The 21536-nt window shown below is 63.6% G+C and carries 26 protein-coding genes; 9 read left to right on the plus strand and 17 right to left on the minus strand.

The window, feature by feature from the left end:
• The first annotated feature begins 14 nt into the window (after positions 1 to 14).
• The 9 genes from rpsF to H2040_RS00245 all read left to right on the plus strand — a co-directional run bounded on the left by rpsF (position 15) and on the right by H2040_RS00245 (position 8420).
• The gene (gene rpsF / locus H2040_RS00205) at positions 15 to 365 is read left to right on the plus strand and encodes a 30S ribosomal protein S6 (protein ID WP_022699005.1); all 351 of its coding nucleotides are present in this window, start codon (positions 15 to 17) and stop codon (positions 363 to 365) included.
• Between the two features lie 16 nt (positions 366 to 381).
• Positions 382 to 642 carry a 30S ribosomal protein S18 gene (rpsR, locus tag H2040_RS00210; protein WP_022699006.1) on the plus strand — a complete coding sequence of 87 codons (261 nt, stop codon included), beginning with the start codon at positions 382 to 384 and terminating at the stop codon, positions 640 to 642.
• Positions 643 to 657: 15 nt separating this feature from the next.
• Positions 658 to 1350 carry a 50S ribosomal protein L9 gene (gene rplI / locus H2040_RS00215; RefSeq protein WP_287153246.1) on the plus strand — a complete coding sequence of 231 codons (693 nt, stop codon included), beginning with the start codon at positions 658 to 660 and terminating at the stop codon, positions 1348 to 1350.
• Positions 1351 to 1486: 136 nt separating this feature from the next.
• Complete coding sequence (locus tag H2040_RS00220; protein WP_022699008.1) at positions 1487 to 2980, plus strand: replicative DNA helicase; 1494 nt, start codon at positions 1487 to 1489, stop codon at positions 2978 to 2980.
• Between the two features lie 25 nt (positions 2981 to 3005).
• Entirely contained in the window at positions 3006 to 4076 is a 1071-nt protein-coding gene (gene alr / locus H2040_RS00225; protein WP_353844762.1) for an alanine racemase, read from the plus strand.
• Positions 4077 to 4140: 64 nt separating this feature from the next.
• Positions 4141 to 5520, plus strand: a complete 1380-nt coding sequence (gene radA, locus H2040_RS00230; RefSeq protein ID WP_287153249.1) for a DNA repair protein RadA — start codon at positions 4141 to 4143, stop codon at positions 5518 to 5520.
• A complete protein-coding gene (locus H2040_RS00235; protein ID WP_287153251.1) occupies positions 5521 to 6195 on the plus strand; it encodes a CvpA family protein in 675 nt (224 codons plus the stop codon).
• Positions 6192 to 7679 carry an amidophosphoribosyltransferase gene (gene purF / locus H2040_RS00240; protein ID WP_022699012.1) on the plus strand — a complete coding sequence of 496 codons (1488 nt, stop codon included), beginning with the start codon at positions 6192 to 6194 and terminating at the stop codon, positions 7677 to 7679. Before H2040_RS00235 ends, purF begins: the two co-directional genes overlap by 4 nt.
• A 6-nt stretch (positions 7680 to 7685) precedes the next feature.
• A complete protein-coding gene (locus tag H2040_RS00245) occupies positions 7686 to 8420 on the plus strand; it encodes an SDR family NAD(P)-dependent oxidoreductase (protein WP_287153254.1) in 735 nt (244 codons plus the stop codon).
• Here H2040_RS00245 and der read toward each other — a convergent pair.
• From der to H2040_RS00330, 17 genes are all read right to left on the minus strand, one after another.
• Complete coding sequence (gene der, locus H2040_RS00250) at positions 8408 to 9751, minus strand: ribosome biogenesis GTPase Der (RefSeq protein WP_022699014.1); 1344 nt, start codon at positions 9749 to 9751, stop codon at positions 8408 to 8410. The genes H2040_RS00245 and der overlap by 13 nt on opposite strands.
• Positions 9752 to 9756: 5 nt before the next feature.
• On the minus strand, positions 9757 to 11130 hold the full coding sequence (locus H2040_RS00255; protein WP_022699015.1) for an outer membrane protein assembly factor BamB family protein: 1374 nt from the start codon (positions 11128 to 11130) through the stop codon (positions 9757 to 9759).
• Complete coding sequence (locus H2040_RS00260) at positions 11127 to 11816, minus strand: tetratricopeptide repeat protein (protein WP_022699016.1); 690 nt, start codon at positions 11814 to 11816, stop codon at positions 11127 to 11129. The genes H2040_RS00255 and H2040_RS00260 overlap by 4 nt, the downstream gene beginning before the upstream one ends.
• 95 nt (positions 11817 to 11911) lie before the next feature.
• Entirely contained in the window at positions 11912 to 12733 is an 822-nt protein-coding gene (gene panB / locus H2040_RS00265; RefSeq protein WP_022699017.1) for a 3-methyl-2-oxobutanoate hydroxymethyltransferase, read from the minus strand.
• Positions 12734 to 12789: 56 nt separating this feature from the next.
• Positions 12790 to 13119, minus strand: coding sequence for a hypothetical protein (locus H2040_RS00270; RefSeq protein ID WP_022699018.1), 330 nt, complete (start codon positions 13117 to 13119; stop codon positions 12790 to 12792).
• 10 nt (positions 13120 to 13129) lie between these two features.
• Positions 13130 to 13675 carry an RNA polymerase sigma factor gene (locus H2040_RS00275; protein WP_022699019.1) on the minus strand — a complete coding sequence of 182 codons (546 nt, stop codon included), beginning with the start codon at positions 13673 to 13675 and terminating at the stop codon, positions 13130 to 13132.
• Between the two features lie 15 nt (positions 13676 to 13690).
• Complete coding sequence (locus H2040_RS00280; protein ID WP_022699020.1) at positions 13691 to 14071, minus strand: DUF6249 domain-containing protein; 381 nt, start codon at positions 14069 to 14071, stop codon at positions 13691 to 13693.
• Between the two features lie 88 nt (positions 14072 to 14159).
• Entirely contained in the window at positions 14160 to 14711 is a 552-nt protein-coding gene (locus H2040_RS00285) for an NnrU family protein (protein WP_287153264.1), read from the minus strand.
• 37 nt (positions 14712 to 14748) lie between these two features.
• On the minus strand, positions 14749 to 16824 hold the full coding sequence (locus H2040_RS00290; RefSeq protein ID WP_287153266.1) for a S9 family peptidase: 2076 nt from the start codon (positions 16822 to 16824) through the stop codon (positions 14749 to 14751).
• 143 nt (positions 16825 to 16967) lie between these two features.
• Positions 16968 to 17477, minus strand: coding sequence for a GFA family protein (locus H2040_RS00295; protein ID WP_287153269.1), 510 nt, complete (start codon positions 17475 to 17477; stop codon positions 16968 to 16970).
• Positions 17478 to 17903: a VOC family protein gene (locus H2040_RS00300; RefSeq protein ID WP_287153271.1), complete on the minus strand. Its 426-nt coding sequence runs from the start codon at positions 17901 to 17903 to the stop codon at positions 17478 to 17480. It abuts the gene before it with no gap.
• A gap of 50 nt (positions 17904 to 17953) precedes the next feature.
• Entirely contained in the window at positions 17954 to 18433 is a 480-nt protein-coding gene (locus tag H2040_RS00305) for a VOC family protein (RefSeq protein WP_287153273.1), read from the minus strand.
• A gap of 109 nt (positions 18434 to 18542) precedes the next feature.
• Positions 18543 to 19262, minus strand: a complete 720-nt coding sequence (locus H2040_RS00310) for a DUF1428 domain-containing protein (protein WP_287153275.1) — start codon at positions 19260 to 19262, stop codon at positions 18543 to 18545.
• Between the two features lie 40 nt (positions 19263 to 19302).
• Positions 19303 to 19692 carry a VOC family protein gene (locus tag H2040_RS00315; RefSeq protein WP_287153277.1) on the minus strand — a complete coding sequence of 130 codons (390 nt, stop codon included), beginning with the start codon at positions 19690 to 19692 and terminating at the stop codon, positions 19303 to 19305.
• Positions 19689 to 20150, minus strand: a complete 462-nt coding sequence (locus H2040_RS00320) for an SRPBCC family protein (RefSeq protein ID WP_287153279.1) — start codon at positions 20148 to 20150, stop codon at positions 19689 to 19691. Before H2040_RS00320 ends, H2040_RS00315 begins: the two co-directional genes overlap by 4 nt.
• Before the next feature lie 24 nt (positions 20151 to 20174).
• Complete coding sequence (locus tag H2040_RS00325; RefSeq protein WP_287153281.1) at positions 20175 to 20636, minus strand: SRPBCC family protein; 462 nt, start codon at positions 20634 to 20636, stop codon at positions 20175 to 20177.
• Positions 20637 to 20735: 99 nt separating this feature from the next.
• Entirely contained in the window at positions 20736 to 21527 is a 792-nt protein-coding gene (locus H2040_RS00330) for an FkbM family methyltransferase (RefSeq protein ID WP_287153283.1), read from the minus strand.
• Positions 21528 to 21536: the final 9 nt, after the last annotated feature.

Genomic DNA, 21536 nt, shown 5'->3' on the forward strand with positions numbered 1-21536 from the left:
TGAAAGGGTGAAGCATGCCGCTTTACGAGCATGTCCTGATCGCGCGTCAGGATATTTCTCCCCAACAGGTCGACGAGATCGTTGAGGGACTGAAGTCCGACATCGAAGGCGCTGGCGGCTCGGTCAAGAAGACCGAGTACTGGGGTCTCCGCAGCCTGGCTTTCCGCATCAACAAGAACCGCAAGGGCCACTACGCCCTGATCGGCATGGAAGCGCCGACAGACTTCATCGAGGAAATGGAGCGCAAGCTGCGCATCCACGATGACGTGCTGCGCTACATGACCGTCAAGGTGGACGAGATCGACGAGGAAGAACCCTCCGCGATCCTGTCCAAGCGCGACACCGGCAAGAAACGCCGCGACTAGGAAAGGCTAGAAAATCATGGCGAAATCAGACGTCAGCATTGAAAACCTTCCCGCGCGCCGCTCGTTCCAGCGCCGCCGGAAAGTGTGCCCGTTCTCCGGCGAAAACGCGCCGAAGATCGATTATAAAGACCCGAAACTGCTGGGCCGCTATGTGTCCGAGCGCGGCAAGATCGTGCCCGCGCGCATCACCGCGGTTTCGGCGAAGCCTCAACGTGAGCTGGCCCGCGCCATCAAGCGCGCGCGCTATCTGGCGCTGATGCCGTACTCCAGCCAGTAGGGAAGGACAAAGACCATGGAAGTCGTACTTCTCGAACGCGTGGAAAACCTCGGCGGCATGGGCGAAGTCGTCCGCGTCAAGCCGGGTTACGCCCGCAACTTCCTGCTGCCGCAGAACAAGGCGCTGCGCGCGACCAAAGCCAATATCGAGCGGTTCGAGCGTGAACGCGACGCCCTCGAAAAGCTGAACGACGAGCGCAAGACCGAAGCCCAGACCGACGCCGACAAGATCGACGGCAAGGACTTCATCCTGATCCGTCAGGCCGGCGACACGGGCCAGCTTTATGGCTCCGTTTCTTCCCGCGACATCGCCGATGCGGTGACCGGGGAAGGCCACAAGGTCGCCCGTTCGCAGGTCAAGCTGGACATCCCGATCAAGACCATCGGCGTCTATGAGATCGAGATCCGCCTGCATCCGGAAGTCTCCGCGACGATCCGCATCAATGTGGCGCGCACGGCTGACGAAGCCGAGCGTCAGGCCGAGGGCGAGGACATCATCGCCGCCGAGCGTGACGAAGACCGCGCCGCGGCCATCGCCGAGAAGACCGGCCTTTCCGAAGAGGAAGCGGCCGAAATCTTCGAGGAAGGCGCCGAGCCGGAAGACCTCGCCGCCGCCGAAGGCGACGTTGAGGGCGAAGGCGAGGAAGCCGAGGCGGAAACCGCCGAGGCCGACGCTGAAGATGCTGACGAAGTTGAGGACAAATCCTGAGTTAGGGATTTGCCAGCAGCTTTAAGACGTTAAGGCGGGTCCCTAACCGGGCCCGCCTTTTCTCTTTGCAGAACAATCCACAGGCTCTCTGCGCGCGGAATTTTCCGTGACGCGGGAAAGGCGTCATAACAAGCCCATGTCCGACGTTGCATTCAAAACAGAGCCGCCAGCCGAAATGGCAGCCAAGAGCGACCGCGCCCCGCACAATCTGGATGCGGAACAGGCCCTGCTGGGCGCGCTGTTGCTGGACAACGAAGTCTATAACCGCATCGGCGACTATCTGCAGGCGCGGCATTTTTACGATCCCGTGCATGGGCGCATCTTTGCCGTGGCCTCGGAAATGGTCGGCAAGGGCGCGCTGGCCGATCCGATTACGCTGCGCGAGCGTTTCTCGGCCGATGAGGGCCTGTCGGAAATCGGCGGCGTGGAATATCTGGTCAGCCTGGCCGACGCCCCCTACCCGTCCACCGCCGCCCCCGAATATGCCCGCCTGATCTATGACCTCGCCCTGAAGCGGGAGCTGATCCGCATCGGGCAGGAAATCTCCGAAGACGCGGCCGACCCCGACATGGAAGACGGCGCGCGCGGCATGATCGAAAGCGCGGAGAAGAAGCTCTACGCGCTGGCCGAGACCGGGGCCGCGACCGGCGGGTTTCAGGATTTTTCTCTGGCGCTGGAGCAGTCGGTCACGATGGCGGCCGCGGCTTATGAGCGCGATGGCGGCCTCTCCGGTATTTCCTCCGGCCTGCGCGATCTGGACCGCAAGCTGGGCGGTTTGCATCCGTCGGATCTGGTTATCCTCGCCGGGCGTCCGTCGATGGGTAAAACCTCGCTGGCGACCAATATCGCCTTCTATATCGCCCGCCAGTACCAGTACGAACTCTTGCCAGAAGGCGGCCGCAAGACGGTCGATGGCGGGGTTGTGGGGTTCTTCTCCCTAGAAATGTCGTCAGAGCAGCTGGCGACCCGCCTGCTGGCGGAATATTCCGGCGTGCCGTCCGACCTGATCCGCCGCGGCGAGATCCGCGCCGACCAGTTCGAACAATTGCGCGAAGCTGCGCTGGAGCTGCAATCCATCCCGCTGCACATTGACGATACCGGCGGCATCTCCATCGGCGCGCTGGCCGCGCGTGCGCGCCGGTTGAAGCGTATTCACGGCCTGGACCTGATCGTGGTCGACTATCTGCAGCTGGTCACCGCCTCGTCCGGGCGCAGCGAAGGCCGGGTGCAGGAGGTCAGCCAGATCACGCAGGGGCTGAAGGCGCTGGCCAAGGAACTGAACGTGCCGGTGCTGGCGCTGTCCCAGCTTTCCCGGCAGGTGGAGCAGCGCGACGACAAGAAGCCCCAGCTTTCGGACCTGCGCGAATCCGGCTCCATCGAACAGGACGCCGACGTTGTGATGTTCGTGTACCGGGAGGCCTATTACAAATCCCGCATGGAGCCGCGCGAAGGGTCCGCGGAACATCTGGAATGGCAGGAAGAGATGAGCCAGATCGGCAATGTCGCCGAAGTGATCATCGGCAAGCAGCGTCACGGCCCCATCGGCACCGTGAAACTGTCCTTCCACGAGGCGCTCACCAAGTTCGGCAATCTGGACACGACCGGACGCTACGAGGACGAGTACCGTTAAGCCGCCCGCCGTTTCCCGCCCGCGCCTGAATATCGATCTGGACGCGGTTGCGCGGAATTACCGCTTCCTGGCAGAACAATCGGGCCGCGCAGAGACCGGCGCGACGATCAAGGCCGACGCCTACGGTCTGGGCGCGGAGCGGATTGCCCCGGTGCTTGAGAACGCGGGCTGCCGCACGTTTTTTGTGGCCCATGCACAGGAAGGCGCCGCGCTGCGGACCTTCCTGAAACAGCCCGACAGCGTCATCTATGTCTATAACGGCCTGTTCGAGAGTGAAGAGGATTACTTCTTCGCTCACCGGCTGCGCCCCGTGCTCAATTCCCTGGACCAGATAGATCTATGGCGCGCGGTATCGGCCCGCGCCGCAGGCGGCCCGCCCGCCGCGCTGCACATTGATACAGGGATGAACCGGCTGGGGCTGTCGCCGGAGGAAACGCGGGCGCTGGCCGCTCAGCCGCAACGGCTGGAGGATGTGCGGCTTTCCCTGCTGATGAGCCATCTGGCCTGCGCCGACGAAGCGGCTCATCCGATGAACCCGCGTCAGCTGAAAGCTTTCAGAGAGGCCGCGCGCGCTCTGCCCGAGACGCCGCGCCTCAGCCTGGCCAATTCGGCCGGCTGTTTTCTGGGGGAGGATTATGGTTTCGACCTGACCCGCCCGGGCATCGCGCTTTATGGCGGCAATCCGGTTTCCGGTGAGACGCCGGCGCTTTCGCCTGTGGTCAGCGTGGCGGCGCCCATTCTCCAGACGCGGCGCCTGAAAGCGGGCGATCCGGTGGGATATGGCGCGGAGTTCACCGCGCCGGGCGACATGCTCGCCGTTACCGTGGCGCTGGGCTATGCGGACGGGTTCCTGCGCGCGGGCGCGCAAGGCGGTTACGGGACGCTTGAGGGCGCGCGCCTGCCGATCATCGGCCGCGTATCCATGGACTTGATCGTTCTGGATGCGTCCTCATGCGCCGGCATCGCCGAGCCGGGGCGCCGGGTTCGCTTCTTCGGCGGCGATCTGGAAGCGCAGGCGGACGCGGCGGGGACAATATCCTATGAGCTTCTCACCCGGCTGGGCGAACGCTTCGACCGTGTTTATGAGGGCGGCTGACGCTTGTTTGGACAGCCCCGAAACCCGATGCTGCGCCCCCCTGACATGACTTGATTCGAATTTTATGGCCCGTTCTGCTGTCCAATTTGTCTGCCAGAGCTGCGGCGGCGCGCACCCCAAATGGTCCGGGAAGTGCGAGGCCTGCGGCGAATGGAATACGCTGGTCGAGGAGTCCGTCTCCGCGCCGGTCGGAACCCAGGCGACCAAGCCCAAAACCCGCAAACCGGGACGCGGAATCGAATTCGTCGATCTGGGCGCCGAAACCGAGGACGCGCCGCGCTTCTCGACCGGCGTTTCGGAGCTGGACCGCGTGCTGGGCGGCGGACTTGTTCCCGGCTCCGCCGTGCTGATCGGCGGCGATCCCGGCATCGGAAAGTCCACCCTGCTTCTTCAGGCCATGGCCTCTCTGGCCAGCGACGGCGTGCGGACAGCCTATATTTCCGGCGAGGAAGCCGTGGACCAGGTGCGCCGCCGCGCCAAGCGGCTGGGGCTGTCGGATTCGCCAGTGGCGCTGGCTTCCGAGACTGCGCTTGAACCGACTCTGGACGCCCTGAAACGCGACAAGCCGCAGGTCGTTGTGGTCGATTCCATCCAGACGCTCTGGACCGACCAGCTGGCCGCCGCGCCCGGAACCGTGGCGCAGGTGCGCGCCTGCTCACAGGAGCTGGTGCGCTTTGCCAAGCGCCGCAACGCCGCGGTGATTCTGGTCGGCCACGTGACCAAGGAAGGCCAGATCGCCGGGCCGCGCGTGGTCGAGCACATGGTCGACGCCGTGATTTATTTCGAGGGCGAGCGCGCGCATCAGTTCCGCCTGTTGCGCTCGGTCAAGAACCGCTTCGGGCCGACCGACGAGATCGGCGTGTTCGAAATGTCCGAACAGGGCCTGACCGTGGTGGAGAACCCGTCCGCGCTGTTTCTGGACGGCCGGGGGGAACCTGCCCCCGGCTCAGCCGTCTTTGCAGGCATGGAAGGCGCGCGTCCCGTTCTGGTGGAAATACAGGCGCTGGTCGCCTCCGCCGCGTTCGGCACGCCGCGGCGCGCGGTGGTCGGGTGGGATTCCGGGCGGCTGGCCATGGTGCTGGCCGTGCTGGAGGCCCGATGCGGCCTTGGCTTCGGCCAGCGCGACGTTTATCTGAACGTCGCGGGCGGGTTGAAGATATCCGAACCCGCAGCCGACCTGGCCGTAGCGGCGGCGCTGGCCAGTTCGGTGTTCGACGTGGCGCTGCCCGCCGATTGCGCGGCGTTCGGGGAAATCAGCCTGTCGGGCGAGGTTCGCCCGGTGGGCCGCGCGGACGCGCGGATGAAGGAAGCGGCGAAGCTTGGGTTTCAGAGGGCGATTGCCCCGGTATCGCCGGACTCCGGCGCCAATTTGTCGGTTCTGGGCGTGAAGACGCTGGCGGACCTTGTTGCTATGGTTGAAGCGGGACAGTTCGGGGAGTACTAGATGGAGCAGCCCATTACGGCATTCGACTGGGCGATCCTCGCCGTTCTCATGGCGTCGGGCCTGCTGGCCCTGACGCGGGGCTTTATCCGCGAACTTCTGTCGGTTTCGGCCTTTGTGGCGGCCGCTTTCGTCTCCCTTTTCATGTTTCCGGTGCTGCGCGAACCCGCGCGCGCCATGATTCCCGCCGGATGGGCGGCCGATCTGGCCGCTATCGGCGTGGTCTTCCTGCTGGTCTATCTGGCTGTCACGCTGGTCACCTCCAGCCTCTCCAAGCGAATGCGGGGGGAAGAGGAGCCGGGCCTGATCGACCGGCTGGCCGGATTTGCCTTTGGTCTGGTGCGCGGCGTCGTGGTGCTGGCCCTGTTCGTGATCGTGGTTCTGGCGATCAGCCCGCCGGACCGCCCGCCGGGCTGGATGGTTGAAGCCCGCCTCTACCCCATGTTGAATTCCACCGCCGTTGCGCTGCAGGATCTTGCGCCGGAGGGGTCGAAAGTTGCCGAAGGGCGCTTATCTAACCCGTCACAAAAGCTTAATGAGCCGCAGCCCGAAGCTGCGCAAACGACTGCAGAGACGGAAGACTCCGATGGCGGGCCCGGCTATGAGCAGCGCCAACGGCAGAGCCTGGACCAGCTGATTACCACCAAGTCCGATGGCGACAAGGAGGACGAGCGTTGACCCTTCCCCCCGCTGATGGCGCAAGCGCCTTCTTCGATCCTGACGAGGACCGGCTGCGCGAGGAGTGCGGCGTATTCGGAGTTTTCAACGCGGACGACGCCGCCGTCCTGACGGCGCTGGGGCTTCACGCCCTTCAGCATCGCGGTCAGGAAGCCTGCGGCATCACCGCCTTTGACGGGCGGCGCTTCCACAATGAACGCCATCTGGGTCTAGTCGGCGATAATTTCACCGGACAGGACCTCACCGCGCGCCTGCCGGGCCAGTCAGCCATCGGCCATGTACGCTATTCCACGCAGGGCGCGACGGTTCTTCGCAATGTCCAGCCGCTGTTTGCCGACCTGAACGCCGGCGGTTTCTCCCTCGCCCATAATGGCAATCTGACCAATTCCCGCGTCCTGCGCGAAGAGCTGGTCCGCGACGGAGCGATCTTCCAGTCGACCTCCGACAGCGAAGTGATCCTGCAACTGGTCGCGCGCTCGCGCGCCGGCAAGACGATCGACCGTTTCATCGACGCGATCCGTCAGATCGAAGGCGCCTACGCGATGGTCGCCCTGACCAACAAGAAACTGATCGGCGTGCGGGACCCGCTGGGCATCCGCCCGCTGGTTCTCGGCGATCTGCAGGGCGCGCCGGTAATGGCGTCCGAGACCTGCGCGCTGGACATGATCGGCGCGAAATTCGTCCGCGATGTCGAGCCCGGCGAAGTCGTCGTTGCGACCGAGGACGGCATCCAGAGCATCAAGCCTTTCCCGCCGCACCGTCCCCGCCCCTGTATTTTCGAATTTGTCTATTTCGCGCGGCCCGACTCCATCGTGGACGGCCGCTCCGTCTATGAAGTGCGCAAGGAAATGGGCCGCAAGCTGGCGGCGGAATGGCCGGCGGAGGCGGACGTGGTCATCCCGGTGCCGGACTCCGGCGTGCCGGCCGCGCTGGGATTTGCGCAGGCCAGCGGCATTCCGTTCGAGCACGGCATTGTCCGCAACCACTATGTCGGGCGCACCTTTATCCAGCCGAGTCAGCAGATTCGCGACATGGGCGTGCGACTGAAACATTCCGCCAATCGCGGCCAGATCGCCGGCAAGCGCGTGGTGCTGATCGACGACTCGGTGGTGCGCGGCACCACATCCCGCAAGATCGTGCGCATGGTGCGCGAGGCCGGCGCCAGCGAAGTTCACTTCCGCTCGGCCAGCCCGATGATCCAGTGGCCGGACTATTACGGCATCGATACGCCGATCCGCGACAAGCTGATCGCCGCGACCCACACGCTGGAAGAGATGCGTGAGGAATTGAACGCCGACAGCCTCGGCTTCCTGTCTGTCGATGGCCTTTACGAGGCCATGGGCGAGGAAAAGGGCCGCGACAGCGAGCACCCGCAATTCACCGATCACTGCTTTACGGGCGACTATCCGACCGGTCTGACCGACCGCACGAACGCCCTGGAAGACAAGGATCGCCAGCTTTCCTTCCTGCACGAGGTCGCCTGACCTTCCATGACTGACAAACTGACCCAGAAGGGGCGCGTGACCCTGGTCACCGGCGCTTCCCGCGGCATTGGCTATGAGGCGCTGGAAATCGCGCGGCGCGGCGGCGAAGTGATCGCCCTGGCGCGGACGCAAGGCGCGCTTGAGGAACTCGACGACGCGGTGGCGGACCTTCCTGGCGCGACCATTCTGGTGCCGCTGGATCTGCGTCAGCCGGAGAACGTGGAGCAGCTGGCGAAAGTCGTAAAAGACCGCTGGGGCCGCCTGGACGGTCTGGTCGGAAACGCCGGCCTGCTGGGCCAGCTTACCCCGGTCTCCCAGATCGAGCCGAAAGTCTGGGGCGAGACGTTTACGGTGAACTTCCACGCCAACTGGGCGCTGATCCGGGCCTTTGAGGGCCTTCTGAAGCAGTCAGAGGCCGGGCGCGCGGTTTTCGTGACCTCCGGCGCGGCGCGCAAGCATCGCGCATACTGGAGCGCCTATGCGGCCTCCAAAGCCGCGCTGGACGCCATGGTCAGCTGTTGGGCGAAAGAGCTTGAGCCAAGCAATGCGAAGGCCAACCTGCTGAACCCCGGCCCGACAAAGACCGCCATGCGGGCGCAGGCCATGCCGGGCGAAGACCCGGATTCCAATCCGTCTCCGGACGCGGTGGCGCGCCTGATCGCGGACATGATCGAAGCCGATTACCGCAAGAATGACGCCCTGATCGAATTCAAGGACGTCGCCAAGCATTATTCCGCGTAGGGGTTTTTCCCCGAGCGGACATGCAGGCGGATAGGCGTGCCTTTCAGGTCGAACGCCTCGCGAAGCCCGTTGACCAGGTATCGCTTGTAGCTCTCCGGCATTTTTTCCGCGCGCGACGCCATCAACACGAAGGTTGGCGGACGGGCTTTGGTCTGTGACATGTAACGCGGCTTGATGCGGCGGCCATTGATGGCGGGCGGCGGGTGCCGCTCCGTCATCTCGTGCAGCCAGTCATTCAGGTCCCGCGTCTTCACCTTGACGCTCCAGTCCTTGCGCAACTGCGCGACCGCCGGCATCAGCCGGTCGAGGCCTTTTCCCGTCTTGCCGGACAGATAGACGATGGGCGCGCCTTTGACTTGCGGCAGATAGGTCCCGATCCGGTCCTCGATCGCTTCGCGCCAGCTCTTCTTGTCCGGCACGAGATCCCATTTGGTGACAGCGAACACCACCGCCCGGCCCTCGCGAATAGCCAGATCAGCGATCTGGAGGTCCTGTTTTTCGAGCGGCGCCATGGCGTCCATCACCATGACCACGATCTGGGCAAAGCGTATGGCGCGCACGGTGTCGCCGACGCTCATCTTCTCCAGCGACTCGTTCACCCGCGCCTTCTTGCGCATCCCCGCGGTGTCATGAAGGCGCACCGCCTGACCATTCCATTCCCACGGGATGGTGATGGAGTCGCGCGTGATCCCGGCTTCCGGTCCGGTCAGCAGCCGTTCCTTGCCCAGCATGGAATTGAGCAGAGTTGATTTTCCGGCGTTCGGCCGGCCCACGACCGCCATGCGGATCGGGTCGTCGCCGTCTTCAAGCTCATCGTCCGCTGCTTCCTCGCCCGCCGCTTCAAACGCCGCTTTCAGCGCGTCAAAAAGCTCGCTCATTCCTTCGCCATGGGCGGCGGACAAGGCAATCGGTTCGCCCAGCCCCAGCGAGAATGCCTCGAGATACCCGGACTCGCCCGCCTTGCCTTCCGCCTTGTTGGCGGCCAGCACGACCGGTTTGCCGCGGCGGCGCAGCAGTTCGGCAAACGCCTCGTCCACCGGCGTGATGCCGGCGCGGGCGTCAATCAGGAACAGCGCGGCGTCAGCTTCGTCCACAGCGATTTCGGTCTGTATCCGCATGCGCGCTTCAAGGCTGTCATCGTCGACATCCTCGAACCCGGCCGTGTCAATCAGGACAAAATCCAGCGTGCCGAAATGCACGTCCGCTTCCTTGCGGTCGCGCGTGACGCCCGGCGCGTCATGGACAAGCGCCAGCGTTTTCCCCGCCATCCGATTGAACAGGGTGGATTTGCCGACATTGGGCCGGCCAACGATTGCAAGTTTTCGCGCCATAAGGCCTAGCGATAGGCGATTAGCTCGGCTTCGTCATTCAGGATGTACACGGTGCCGTTCGCGACGATCGGCGGCACATAGACATCGCCCTTCGTATCGAAGTCCGAGGTGATCCGCCCGCTGATCGGGTCAACAACGCGGCCGCCATCCACCGACGAGGCCAGGATCAGCTGGTTTCCGGCCAGAATCGGCCCGGCCCAGGAAATCCGGTCCTTGCGCTTTTTCTGGTTCTCGAACACCGGCAGGCTGGTCAGCCAGACAATGCCGCCATCTTCGCGCGACATGGCCAGAAGCTCGCCCTCGCCGGTAATGGCGAAGATGAAGTCGCCAGCCAGCCACGGCATGTTGGAGCCGCCCGCCGGCTTAGACCAGACGCGCTCGCCGGTCTGCAGATTGATGGCGACCAGAACGCCCGAATGGCTCATCGCGTAGACAATGCCATTCGAGACGACCGGCGGCGCCGGAATATCGTTCAGCGAAGACATCGGCGTCAGCTGGCTGCCGCGGGACAGCACATCCTGCCAGATCGGGCGGCCGTTCTCGACGCGCAGGGCCACCAGCTCGCCCGAGGCAAACGGCGCGACGACAATGTCATCAACAATCGCGGGCGCCGGGGCGGTCAGAAGGCGGGCCGATTCAGCGATGCTCTGATAGGTCCAGAGCAGATCGCCGGTCGCCGAATCCAGCACATAGAGTTCGTTGTCATCGGTGATCGCGAACACGCGGCCGTCGGCGATGGCCGGGGCGGACTGCATCGGGGACGTGGTGTCGCGCCGCCACACTTCATTGCCGGTCTGCGCGTTCAGCGCGACAACGGCGCCATAGCCGGAGCTGACATAAACGCGCCCCTCGCCGACCGCGACACCGCCACCGAAGGCTTCCTTGTCGCGCTTGTTTTCGGACTTGATTGTGGTGTCCCAGCGTTTCTGGCCGGTTTCGGCGTCCAGCGCCGTGACCTGATTGTCGCCGTCCATGGCGTAAATCATGCCGCCGCTGACCACGGGCTGCGCGATCACGCGCGAGGTCCGGCTGGATCCCTGGCCGACATCCGTGCTCCAAGCGACCGACAGACCGCCGGCCTGCGGGTGCTCGATGGCGTGGGTGGCGTAACCGCCCGCCATCGGCCAGGCGTCATTGCGATACGATGTCGGCAGATAGACCTGAACGTCGGACTTGTCCGGATCGACGGTCAGGGATTCTTCAAGCGTCAGGATCGACATCCGGGCTTCTTCGTCCGGCGCGTCGCCCTGATCAGCTTCGTCGTCGCCGCCGAAGGGCCAGAGGAAGCCGCCAACATCAGAGGCCGTATCCGAAACGGTCGAACAACCGCCCAGAAGCGCAAGCGCGGCCGCAAGGCCGATGATACGATGAGAGATCATTCTTCTGACTGTTCCTCGTTCGGTGTTGATCCGCCGGGCTGCATACGATTCAGCGCGGCCATGCCCTCCTGCGCGCGGCGGCGAACGCCGGGCGGGGTTTCAGGGGCCAGATTCAGGAAACGGTATTCTTCGCGCGCCCGGTCATAATCGCCCTCTTTCAGCGCGCCGGCCGCGATCAGCTCACGCGCGGAAAAGCGGAAAGGATTATCGCTGGCGGCCATCGGCTCCGCCCGGTCCAGAAGCTCGGCATAGCTCAATTCATCCGCGATCACATACAGCGCCTTGATCCGGGCGAAATTGCGGAGCGCGGATTCATCCGCCATGTCGCCGGCCTGCTCATAAAGCGCGGCTGCGCGCGGGGCATCGCCCTCGTCCGCCGCGATGGCGGCGCGCTGCATCAGGGCCAGCACGGCGTATCCGCCATGGCTGTCCGCAATAATTTCCTCGAATTCCGCATCGGCGGCTTCGATATTGCCCGCTTCCTGCTGTTCCAGCGCCGCCTGATAGGCGGTGGAGGCGCGGTCGACCTTGTCCGCCTGCCAGGGCGTCCAGATCAGTTCGTACCCGGCCACAGCCAAGACGACCAGGAAGGCCGCGCCGGCAATCCACAGGCCATACCTGCGGAGCAATACGTTGTATTTATCGCGCCGAAGTTCTTCTTCGACCTCAGAAAAGATGTCAGCCACGTAAAATCAGGCTCCCTGCACGCCTTTCGAGGCGCGGAATTTTGCCGCCGGACCCTAGCCGCGCCGGATAGGCGCTTCAAGCGATGCGGCGCCGATTAGGTCTTGTTGAACTTGTATACGTGTTCGGGTCCCGGAAAAGCCCGGCTGCGAACATCGTCTGCATAGGCTTTCGCCGCCTCGCCGATCCGGTCGCCCAGCTGGTCATAGCGTTTCACGAATTTCGGCGCCCAGTCGAACATGCCCAGCATGTCCTGCGTGACCAGAACCTGCCCGTCGCAGGCGGCGGAGGCGCCGATGCCGATAGTGGGCGCGCTGATGGCCTGCGTGATTTCACCGGCCAGATCCTCCGCCACGCCCTCCACCACAACGGCGAATGCGCCGGCGTCGCTGGCGGTCCTGGCCGAGTCCATGATCTCCTTGCGCTGCGCCTCGTCGCGGCCCTGGGCGCGGAAGCCGCCCAGTATATTCATCGCCTGCGGGCGCAGCCCCACATGGGCGACCACCGGAATGCCGCGCTCCACCAGAAAACGCGTGGTTTCCCCGGCATAGGGACCGCTTTCCAGCTTCACGGCCTGACAGCCGGTTTCGGACATGATGCGCGCGGCGTTGCGGAAGGCGACTTCCGGGCTTTCCTCATAACTGCCGAACGGCATGTCGACGACCACCAGCGCGGTCTTCGCGCCGCGCATGACCGCTTTCCCGTGCATGATCATCATGTCCACGGTGACGCCGACCGTGGTGGACAGGCCATGCACCACCATGCCGACGGAATCGCCGACCAGGATCAGGTCGCAATGCTCGTCCAGAAGCGCCGCCATCGGGGCGTCATAGGCGGTCAGGCAGACAATGGGATCGCCGCCCTTTCGGTCGGCGATCTCGCGCGCGGTCATGCGCTTGGTTCGGGATTGGGCAGACATGGCCAACGCCTATACACGGCGCGCCAGACGCGATCAAAGAATGGAGTGTGTTGCGCCTAGCTGACGCTGACTTTCGGGGCCAGGAACGCCACCGCGGCAATGGCCAGCGCCATCACGCCCGCAGCCATGGTTTCGGGCCCGGCATAGGTCTGCAATTCGCCCAGCCATCCCGTGGCGTGCGGCATGCTGGAGAACAGCCCCTCCAGTTGGGTGCCGGAGAACGCCGCGCCCGTGGACCCCACGCCGCCCAGAATCAGGAAGCGCCGGCGGTCAGGGCGCGCGGCGTGACGGATCACGCGTTCGCTGAAGCCGTCATCGCGGGTTTCATCGGCCGCCTTCTGGAAGGTGGCGCGCAGCTGGTCGTCGAAATCGAAAGGATCGCTCATCGGTCCACCATCACGCGGGCACATCCTGCCCCAGCCTTTCCTTCAATTTGTCCCGCCCCCGGTTTACCCAGCTTTTCACCGTGCCCAGCGGCGCATTCAGGGTCTCCGCCGCCTCGGCATGCGAGAAGCCGCAAGCATAACACAGCACCACGGCCGAGCGTTCCTCTTCGTTCAGGGTCTTCAGCGCCCTGTCGAGGTCAACGATGGAGCCGGCGTCCCGCGGCGGGGCGCTGTCCTCTGTCTGTTCGCGCATCAGGCGATCCAGCGCCTTGTCCGCCGCTTCCCGCTTGCGCCGCGCCATCAGGAATTCGCGATAGGCGATCGAGCACAGCCAGGACTTGAACGTCCCCTTGCCCGTGAAGCTTCCGATCTTGGTGAAGGCGCGAATAAACGCGTCCTGCGCCAGATCATCGCCCAGCGCCGCGTTTCCGCACATCCGGGTCAGCATGGACCGGACAAGCCCCTGGTGGCGCCGGACCAGTTCGCCAAAGGCGTTCCGGTCCTTCGTCGCGATGACAAGCGCCACCAGTTCCTGGTCAGAAGCGGAAACGGACAAAGGTGCGAAGCTCCCCTAGGCCGCGTCGCGGTCCTGGCGGGGCGTAAGGAAGTGGAAGCCCAGATAGGCCAGGCCCACCAGTCCCGGGAACGCCGCGATGCCCAGCATGGCCATCATGCCTTCATCGTCATAATAGCTGACGGACCAGCCAAACAGCGCAATCGCAACAGCTATGGCGATCAGGATGATGCCGCGCCGCAGATCGGTATTGTGCGGCATCTTCGGCGCGCCGATGGAACGCACCAGGTCCGGGGTCAGCTGGGATCCGTTTTCCACGGCCTTGCGGATGGTCTGCTGGACCTCGGCCTGTTTCCGCTGCCCGAAATAGAACGCGAAGATAAAGATCAGCGCGACCGAGCAGAAAAGTGCAAGCGGGACGGCAATTTCAACGCCCATTTGTTTTCTCCTTCATCAGAACAGGCAGTCCGCGCCCGTCTTCTGATCATAAGATGCGCGGCGCGCGCGATTTGGATGCGTGGACCATCTATCCGGCAAGCACCGGTCCGAACAAGACGCCATGGAACCGGAAGACGGCAAAATAAGCCACGGCCCCGACAAGCACCGCGAATGCATCCCACCGCCAGGCGCCGGCGACCGGCGGCAGATAGCCGCGCCGCTCCGCCAGCCAGACCGAGGCCGGCACGTAAAGTGCAAAAGACCCGAACAGCAGGATGGAGGCCGCGTCGCCGTTGGCCAGAAGGTGCAGACCCGACCAGATCAGAATGGCCAGCAGCATGGGATGCCGCAAGCTGCGCCGCAGCCGGCCCGGAACATAAGTCACCGCCAGAATGACAAAAGCCACCGGCATGGCGTGCATGGCAATCGCCCGTCCCGCCGGCGGCGGGTCATAGACCGGGCTGAACGGCGCTATCGCCTTGCCCCAGATGATCAGGCCAAGACCGATGAAGGCAAACACGGTCACGAACAGCTTGCGGCCGCCCTCGCCCAGCCGCCCGGTCAGCGCGGCGCGCGCCGGCCCGGCGGCCAGGATGTGAGCGGCGAAAAAGATCGCCAGTCCGGCGATAAGCGCGGCCATGAGACTTCCCCTCCCCGGCGCCTGATGCGGGGCGACTCTAGTCCGAGTCGCCGCCCTCCGCCTCGTCTTCCTTGGCCGGGTCGTATTTTGCGAACCAGCCCATGATATTGTCTGTCTTGGCAATCAGATTGCTGGGCCGCGCAGCGATGGAGTGGGAGGCGCCAGGGACGCGGATCAGCGCCGTCGGAACATCCTGCAGCTTCAACGCGCCGTAGAATTGCTCCGCCTCCCAGGCCGGGGTGCGGTAATCCTCTTCCCCGACCATAACCAGAGTGGGCGTGGTGACGTTGCCGACCAGAGAGATCGGCGACAGGCGCCAGTACAGCTCCGGGTCTTCCCAGGGCTGGGCGCGCATCCAGTGACGCCCGACGAACGCGGCAATATCCCCGGCCAGCGCCATCGTCGTCCAGTTGATGACAGGCTTGATCGTCGCCGCCGCGGCAAAGCGGTCCGTCTTGCCCACAATCCATGACGTCAGGACGCCGCCGCCCGAACCGCCCGTCACGAACAGACGACCCGGATCGGCGTAATTCTTCGCGACGACCGCATCGACGACGCTCATCAGGTCGTCATAGTCCTCGCCCGGATAGGCGCGGTCGATCTCCAGCGCGAAATCCTCGCCATAGCCGGTCGACCCGCGCGGATTGGCGTAGACCGTCACATAGCCTTCGGCCGCGTAGCGCTGAATCTCGGCCGCGAAGTGCGGGGTGTACATGGCGAACGGTCCGCCATGAATTTCCAGGATCATTGGGTAGGAGCCGTCAGCCGTGAAGCCCGGCGGTTTGGCGATCCAGGCCTCGACCGTGCGGCCGTCAACGCTGGACTCAACCTGAATTTCCTCGATCTCGGCCAACTGGATATGGCCCAGCGCGTCGCTGTTGAGATCGGTCACCCGGCGCGGATCGCCCGAGCCAGTCAGGATCGCCAGGTCCGCGGGCCGGCTGGACGCGCCCTGCGTATAGGCCACAACGCTGCGCCGTCCCTCATCGGACGCGGAAAAACCGCCTGACGCATAGGGCCGCCCCAGACTGGTCCCGCCAACATCGTCGGCCAGCTGATCGACGCCGCCATTGAGATCGACCAGCGCCAGAACATTCTGACCGTTCACTTCGGCCGTCACGTAAACGCCGCGGCCATTGGCGGCCCATTCGGGCGAGCTGACGGAATGATCGAAATCCGCCGTCAGGTTGCGCGGCTCTGCGCCATTGGCGTCCATGACCCAGAGATCGGTCTGCTGATAGGCCAGGACCCTGTCGTCATAGCCCGTATAGGCGATGCGCCGGCCGTCCGGCGACACGGCGGGGGAGCCATCCGGTCCGTCCCGCGTGGTCAAGGCGCGGCGGTCGCCGCTGTTCACGCTGATTGCGTAAATCTCGCTCTCGATCGGATCGAGATCCGGGTTTTCGACGTCATTACCGACCGCAAGAATGGTATTTTCATCCAGCCATTCCGGCGATCCGAAACCGTTATCGCCTTTCGTCAGCTGGCGCGGAGAACCGCCATCGGCGGGTACAACATAAATATGCGCCGCGCCTTCCTTCAGCCAGCCCTGACCGTCGAACCGGTAGACCAGATCGTCGAATACGCGCACGGGCTCGGCCCATTCGGCCCCCTCCGGCTTCTCTGGCGGCGTGGCGAAGCTGGGCGTCTCCCCCTTTGTAAACATGGAAAATGCGATGGTGCGGCCGTCCGGCGACCAGTCATAGCCCTGCGGCGGCTGGAACAGCTGCGCGACGGAGAAGCTGGATCCGTCGTCCATGTAGCGCACGCGCATTTCCGGCTTGCCATCCTCGACCGCCATATAGGCCAGCCGCCGTCCGTCCGGCGACCAGCGCGGGGCGTTGTAGGAGCCCGCGCCCGTGATCAGAGGCCGGTGCGCGCCAGAGTCGACATCGACAACCCAGACGGATCCGGCCGGCGAATCCTTCGCCTTGTCGTATCCCATCCGCACATAGGCGACGGTCTCGCCATCCGGCGAGACTTGCGGATCATTGGCCCACTCCAGGTTGAACACGTCTTCCGCCGTGAACTTGCGGATATCGTCATCCTGGGCCGAAGCGGCCACAGGCGCGAGAAGCGCCGCGGCCAGCGCGGCGTGAACGGCAATTTTCATGAATCCTCCCCGGGGGCGATTGGGCGTATCTTTATCGAAGGCAGACTATCGCCCGGTCAGAAGCGCGCGCAAGTTAAGCTCCGGTCAGATTGTCGCGGGGATCGAAAACAGCGCCGCGGGCGCTGGCGCGCGCTGGTTGTTCATTATCCCGCAACGGCGGCGAGACGCGTCTGAACCTCCTCGCTCCACACATCCCGAGGGTCGTAACTGCCCTCGAACGCAGGAACATCGTCGGGTATGGCCACCCAGGGAAAACGGGTTGCCGTGAAACAGTGCAGGTCCGGCTTGAGACGACGCGCGCCATCCATCGCGCCGATCCGCACCAGCGCGATGGAGGGTCCCAGCAGCGGGTGCTCGCTCCACAGCGGCACTTGACAGGTCGGGCAGCGATGCCAGACTTGGCCGTGCGGATGGAAGGAGGGCGTGTCCACGGCCACAGGCGCAAGATCGCCTGAAACCTCCACTCGCTCCCGTTCGATGAGCGCATTGAATCCGAACGCCGATCCGCTCATCCGCTGGCAGAACCGGCAGTGGCAGCAATGAACCACCATTGGCGCCGAGGTCAGATGAAAGCGGACGCCGCCGCAGGCGCACCGGCCTTCCAAGCTGGCGGGTTGGCTGTCTGTATCCGTGATACCGGCGGTTTCACTCATTTAAACCGGCTGTCCCTCGCCCTTCGCACCCTCATAGTTCACCATCCAGGGCGTGCCGAAACGGTCGCGGACCATGCCGAAGCGTTCGGCCCAGAAGGTCTCGTCCAGCGGCATGGCCACCTCGCCGTCCTCCTTCAGAGCGTCGAACCAGCGCTGCGCTTCCTCGGCCGAGGAGGCCGGCAGATTGACATAGAAACCTTGCGGCCGGTCATACATTTCATCGGAATTGTCGGAGCCCATCATCGTCGCGCCGCCGACGGTAATCGCCATATTCATGACCATGTCGTCGCCGCCGGGCATGCGGGCGTCCGGCGAGGCGTCGCCGTTCAGGAAAATACCCGCCACCTCGCCACCGAACAGCTCGGCGTAAAAGCGCATCGCCGCTTCGCAGTTTCCTTTGAAGAAAAGATAGATTTGCGGTTGCATGTTCTTTCTACTCCAGCGTGTCTCTTTCGCTTGTTTAGGGCCCGTTGCCCTTATCCGTTGGCCGCCGCCTCAATCGCTGCGATGTCGATTTTCCTCATCGTCATCATCGCGTCGAAGGCGCGCTTGGCCTTGTTCCGGTCGGAGCTGGTGGTCAGATCAAGCAACAGTTTCGGCGTGATCTGCCAGCGGAAGCCCCAGCGGTCCTTGCACCAGCCACAGGCGCTCTCCTCGCCACCATTGCCAACAATCGCATCCCAGTAACGGTCGGTCTCTTCCTGGTTTTCGGTGACAATCATGAAGCTGACCGCCTCGTCCGGCGTGAAATTCGGCCCGCCGTTCAGGCCGACGAATTTACGACCGAGCACGGTGAATTCGACGGTCAGTTCGGCGCCCTCCTCTCCGCCGGGAAAATCACCGGGCGCGGTATTCACGCGGTCGACACGGCTGTCCGGGAACGTGACGGCGTAGAATTCCGCCGCCTTGCGCGCTTCGCCGTGGTCGAACCAAAGACAGTTGATGATATCCGGCATGATATTTTTCCTCCAAAAATCGAGTTTCAATCCCGGTCCGGCGCGCCTGGCGGAAACAGCGACAGGCGCTCGCGGTCAGCGCGGACATTGCGCGCTCAATCAGACGGGATCAGGCTTCAACGATGGGCGCAAAGCCGCCATAGATCATGCGCATCCCGTCGAACGGCATGGCGTGATGATCGGGCTTCATGCGTTCGTCTTCCATCATCTTCGGCCAGGCTTCGTCACGGGCCTCCTTGGAAGACCATTCGATCCAGGAGAAGACGACATCTTCTCCGTCCTTGGCTTTCACGGCGCGCCTGAAATCGGTGACCTTGCCGTCCGGGACATCATCGCTCCAGGTCTCGACAACGCGATTGGCGCCATATTCCTGGAAGACCTTGGCCGCTTTTAACGCCATTTCCTGATAGGCCCCCCGGTTTGCCGTTGGCACGGCCACAAGCATCCCGTCCACATAGCCCATATCGCCGCCCGACTTTTCATCGAGGATCGGCGCGAAACCGCCGAAAATCATGCGTTTTCCATCGAAGGGCATGGTCTCGCCCATGTCCTGCATGCGCGGATCGTTCATCATCTTTTCGTTGGCGGCGTCGCGGGTCTCGCGGTCGGGATATTCAAACCAGGAAAAGACGACCACTTCGCCGTCTTCAGCCTTCACCGCCTTGCTGAAATCGGTCAGCTTGCCGCTGGGCACGTCATCGCCCCAGCACTCCACCATCCGCGCCGCGCCGAACTCTCTGAACAGCGGCGCGGCGTCCGCGGCGTGCTTACGGTATTCTTCCTTGTTTTTCGCCGGAACCGCGGCGACGAAACCCTCTACATAAGTCATTTGCGTTCCTCCCATTGGCTCCGTCATGGAGACCGGTTTTTCAGAAATTCATGATGTGCAGGATGTTGCCGTCCGGGTCCTTGAACCAGGCGAGCTTTGTGTCGCCGGCGGCGTGGACGCCGTTTTCAAACACCAGCCCCGGCAGATCATAATGTTCGAAAGCAACGCCCTTGTTGCGCAAATCCGCAATGATGGCGTCAAAATCCTCTCCGGCGGCCCAGGTGACGGCGTTCGCCTTGTTCGTGCCGGCGAATTCGGACTGATAAACGGTCAGAAACGTGCCGCCGGTGCGGTAGCCAACCGCCCCTTGCGTCTCCATTGAGGCGTCGGCGACCTCCAGACCCAGCGTCTGTTCGTAGAAATTTCGCGCCGCGGCCAGGTTTTTCACGGCCACAATGGCCGATGAGTTCTTGTCTTTCAGGCGTGTCATGCGGCCTCCTTCTCCAGATACGCGGCCAGACGGTCGAAGCTTCCGGTCCAGCCCTCTTCGTGGCCGTCCCGCGCCTCTTCATCAGCAAACTGTTCGTGGCTGAAGATCATCAGTGTCCGGTCCCCTTTCGCGCGCAGCATCACGCTGACTAGAGACTCCCGCTCCGGCATCGTGATCCACTGCCAGGTGAAAACCAGCTTCTGCTTGTCCTCCACCTCGCGATAGACGCCGCTGACATTGTGGACTTCGGGATCCGGCGGGATGGAGAAAATGACCCGGAAACTCCCGTCCACCCGAACATCGGTTTCGGCGTGGGTAACCTCGGCCCCTTCCGGCCCGAACCACTGGAACATCGCCTCGGGATCCGTCCATGCCCGCCAGACCCGTTCGACCGGCGCATCGAAACGCCTTTGAATGGTCAGGCTGGGCTTCGTGTCGGCGGGTGCGGCGGTGGCCATGGCGGCTCTCCCTGTTTCTTTGGATCAGAGTTTGGCGGCGATGGCTTCCAGTTGGCTGGCGACCTGTCCCCAGCCGTCATGGAAACCCATGTCTTCGTGCGTTTTCCGGTCTTCCTCTCGCCAGTGCAGCGCCCGCGCCGTGTAGCGCGTCCTGTCGCCTTCGCTGGCCAGTTCGATGATGGCCGTCATGAAGGGCTGTCCCGACGGAACCCAGCCGAGCTGGAAGGCGTCAGTGAAAATCAGACGCTTTTCCGGCTCGACCGACAGGTAAACACCCGGCCCGCCCGACTCTTCACCGTCCGGGCCGCGCATCGCAACGTGGAACCCGCCGCCTGGGCGCAAATCCATTTTTTCGACTTCTGCTGTCCAGGGATGAGGGGCGAACCATTGCTCCAGCAATTCCGCCTCGGTCCAGCAGCGCCAGACATTGTGGCGCGGCGCATTCAGCACCCGCTCCAGCTTCAGTTCGAATGATGCGTCGCCCATGGATAACTCACCCGTTAAATAACCGATTGGTTTATTAAAGGCGCTGGCTGTTCAGGTCAACCCGTATCAGGATCGCCCATTCGGGCGTTTTTCAGGCAGTCACCAATCTTTTGCCGGCGTTGCGATGAAGCGTGACCGTGGTTCAAAATTCATCTGGTCGAGAAAATCACGGTGCGTGTAGAAAACGTCGAACCGGCTATGAGCCAGCTGGACATAGCCGTGCTGGTCCAGCAGCAGGTCCAGCGCCAGTGACGGGCGCTCGATGGTCATGAAGCGGAATTTGTAGCGGCTGAAATCGAACTCCCGCAGGATCAGCTCCTCCGCGCCTTCCACGTCCAGCGACAAATAATCAATCAGGCGAGGCGCGCCATGCCGGTCCAGCGCATCAGCAAGCGTGACAGTGGGAACGCGGATGATGCGGGCCGATTGCAATTCCTCCGCCCGGTTCTCCGCAGAATTGTCGAAGCCTTCGCCCACGATGCCGCCCAGCATCCCGTTATCGATGCGAAACTCGACTTCAGGCGCCGCGCCGTCGGTTACACATTCGGCAACTAGCGGCGATGTGCGATTGCTGGCGATCGAGTCATGAAAATCCGGATTGGGCTCGAACAGAAGCCCGGTCCATTCCAGATGCCTTTCAAGAAAATAGGTGTTGCTTAGCTCGACGCCGTCGGCACAGGCCAGATCGACAAAATACCCGCCGCGCTTCAGGCCCTGCCGCTCATAATCAAAGATGTTCATCAGCAGGTAGTCCACCTGCCCCTTCTGGCAGCCAAACGTCTCACGCTGCTGACGCTTCAGCCGCGTCATCTCCTTGATGTCGCGCGAAATGACCTGGAGGTCGGGCTTGTCCAGCGAGAAAAGCTGTTTGATCAGCCTGGCGATTTCCATATCCGCTCC

Origin of the sequence: Euryhalocaulis sp., from assembly GCF_013911995.1 — a bacterium.
Classification (GTDB): Bacteria; Pseudomonadota; Alphaproteobacteria; order Caulobacterales; family Maricaulaceae; genus Euryhalocaulis; species Euryhalocaulis caribicus.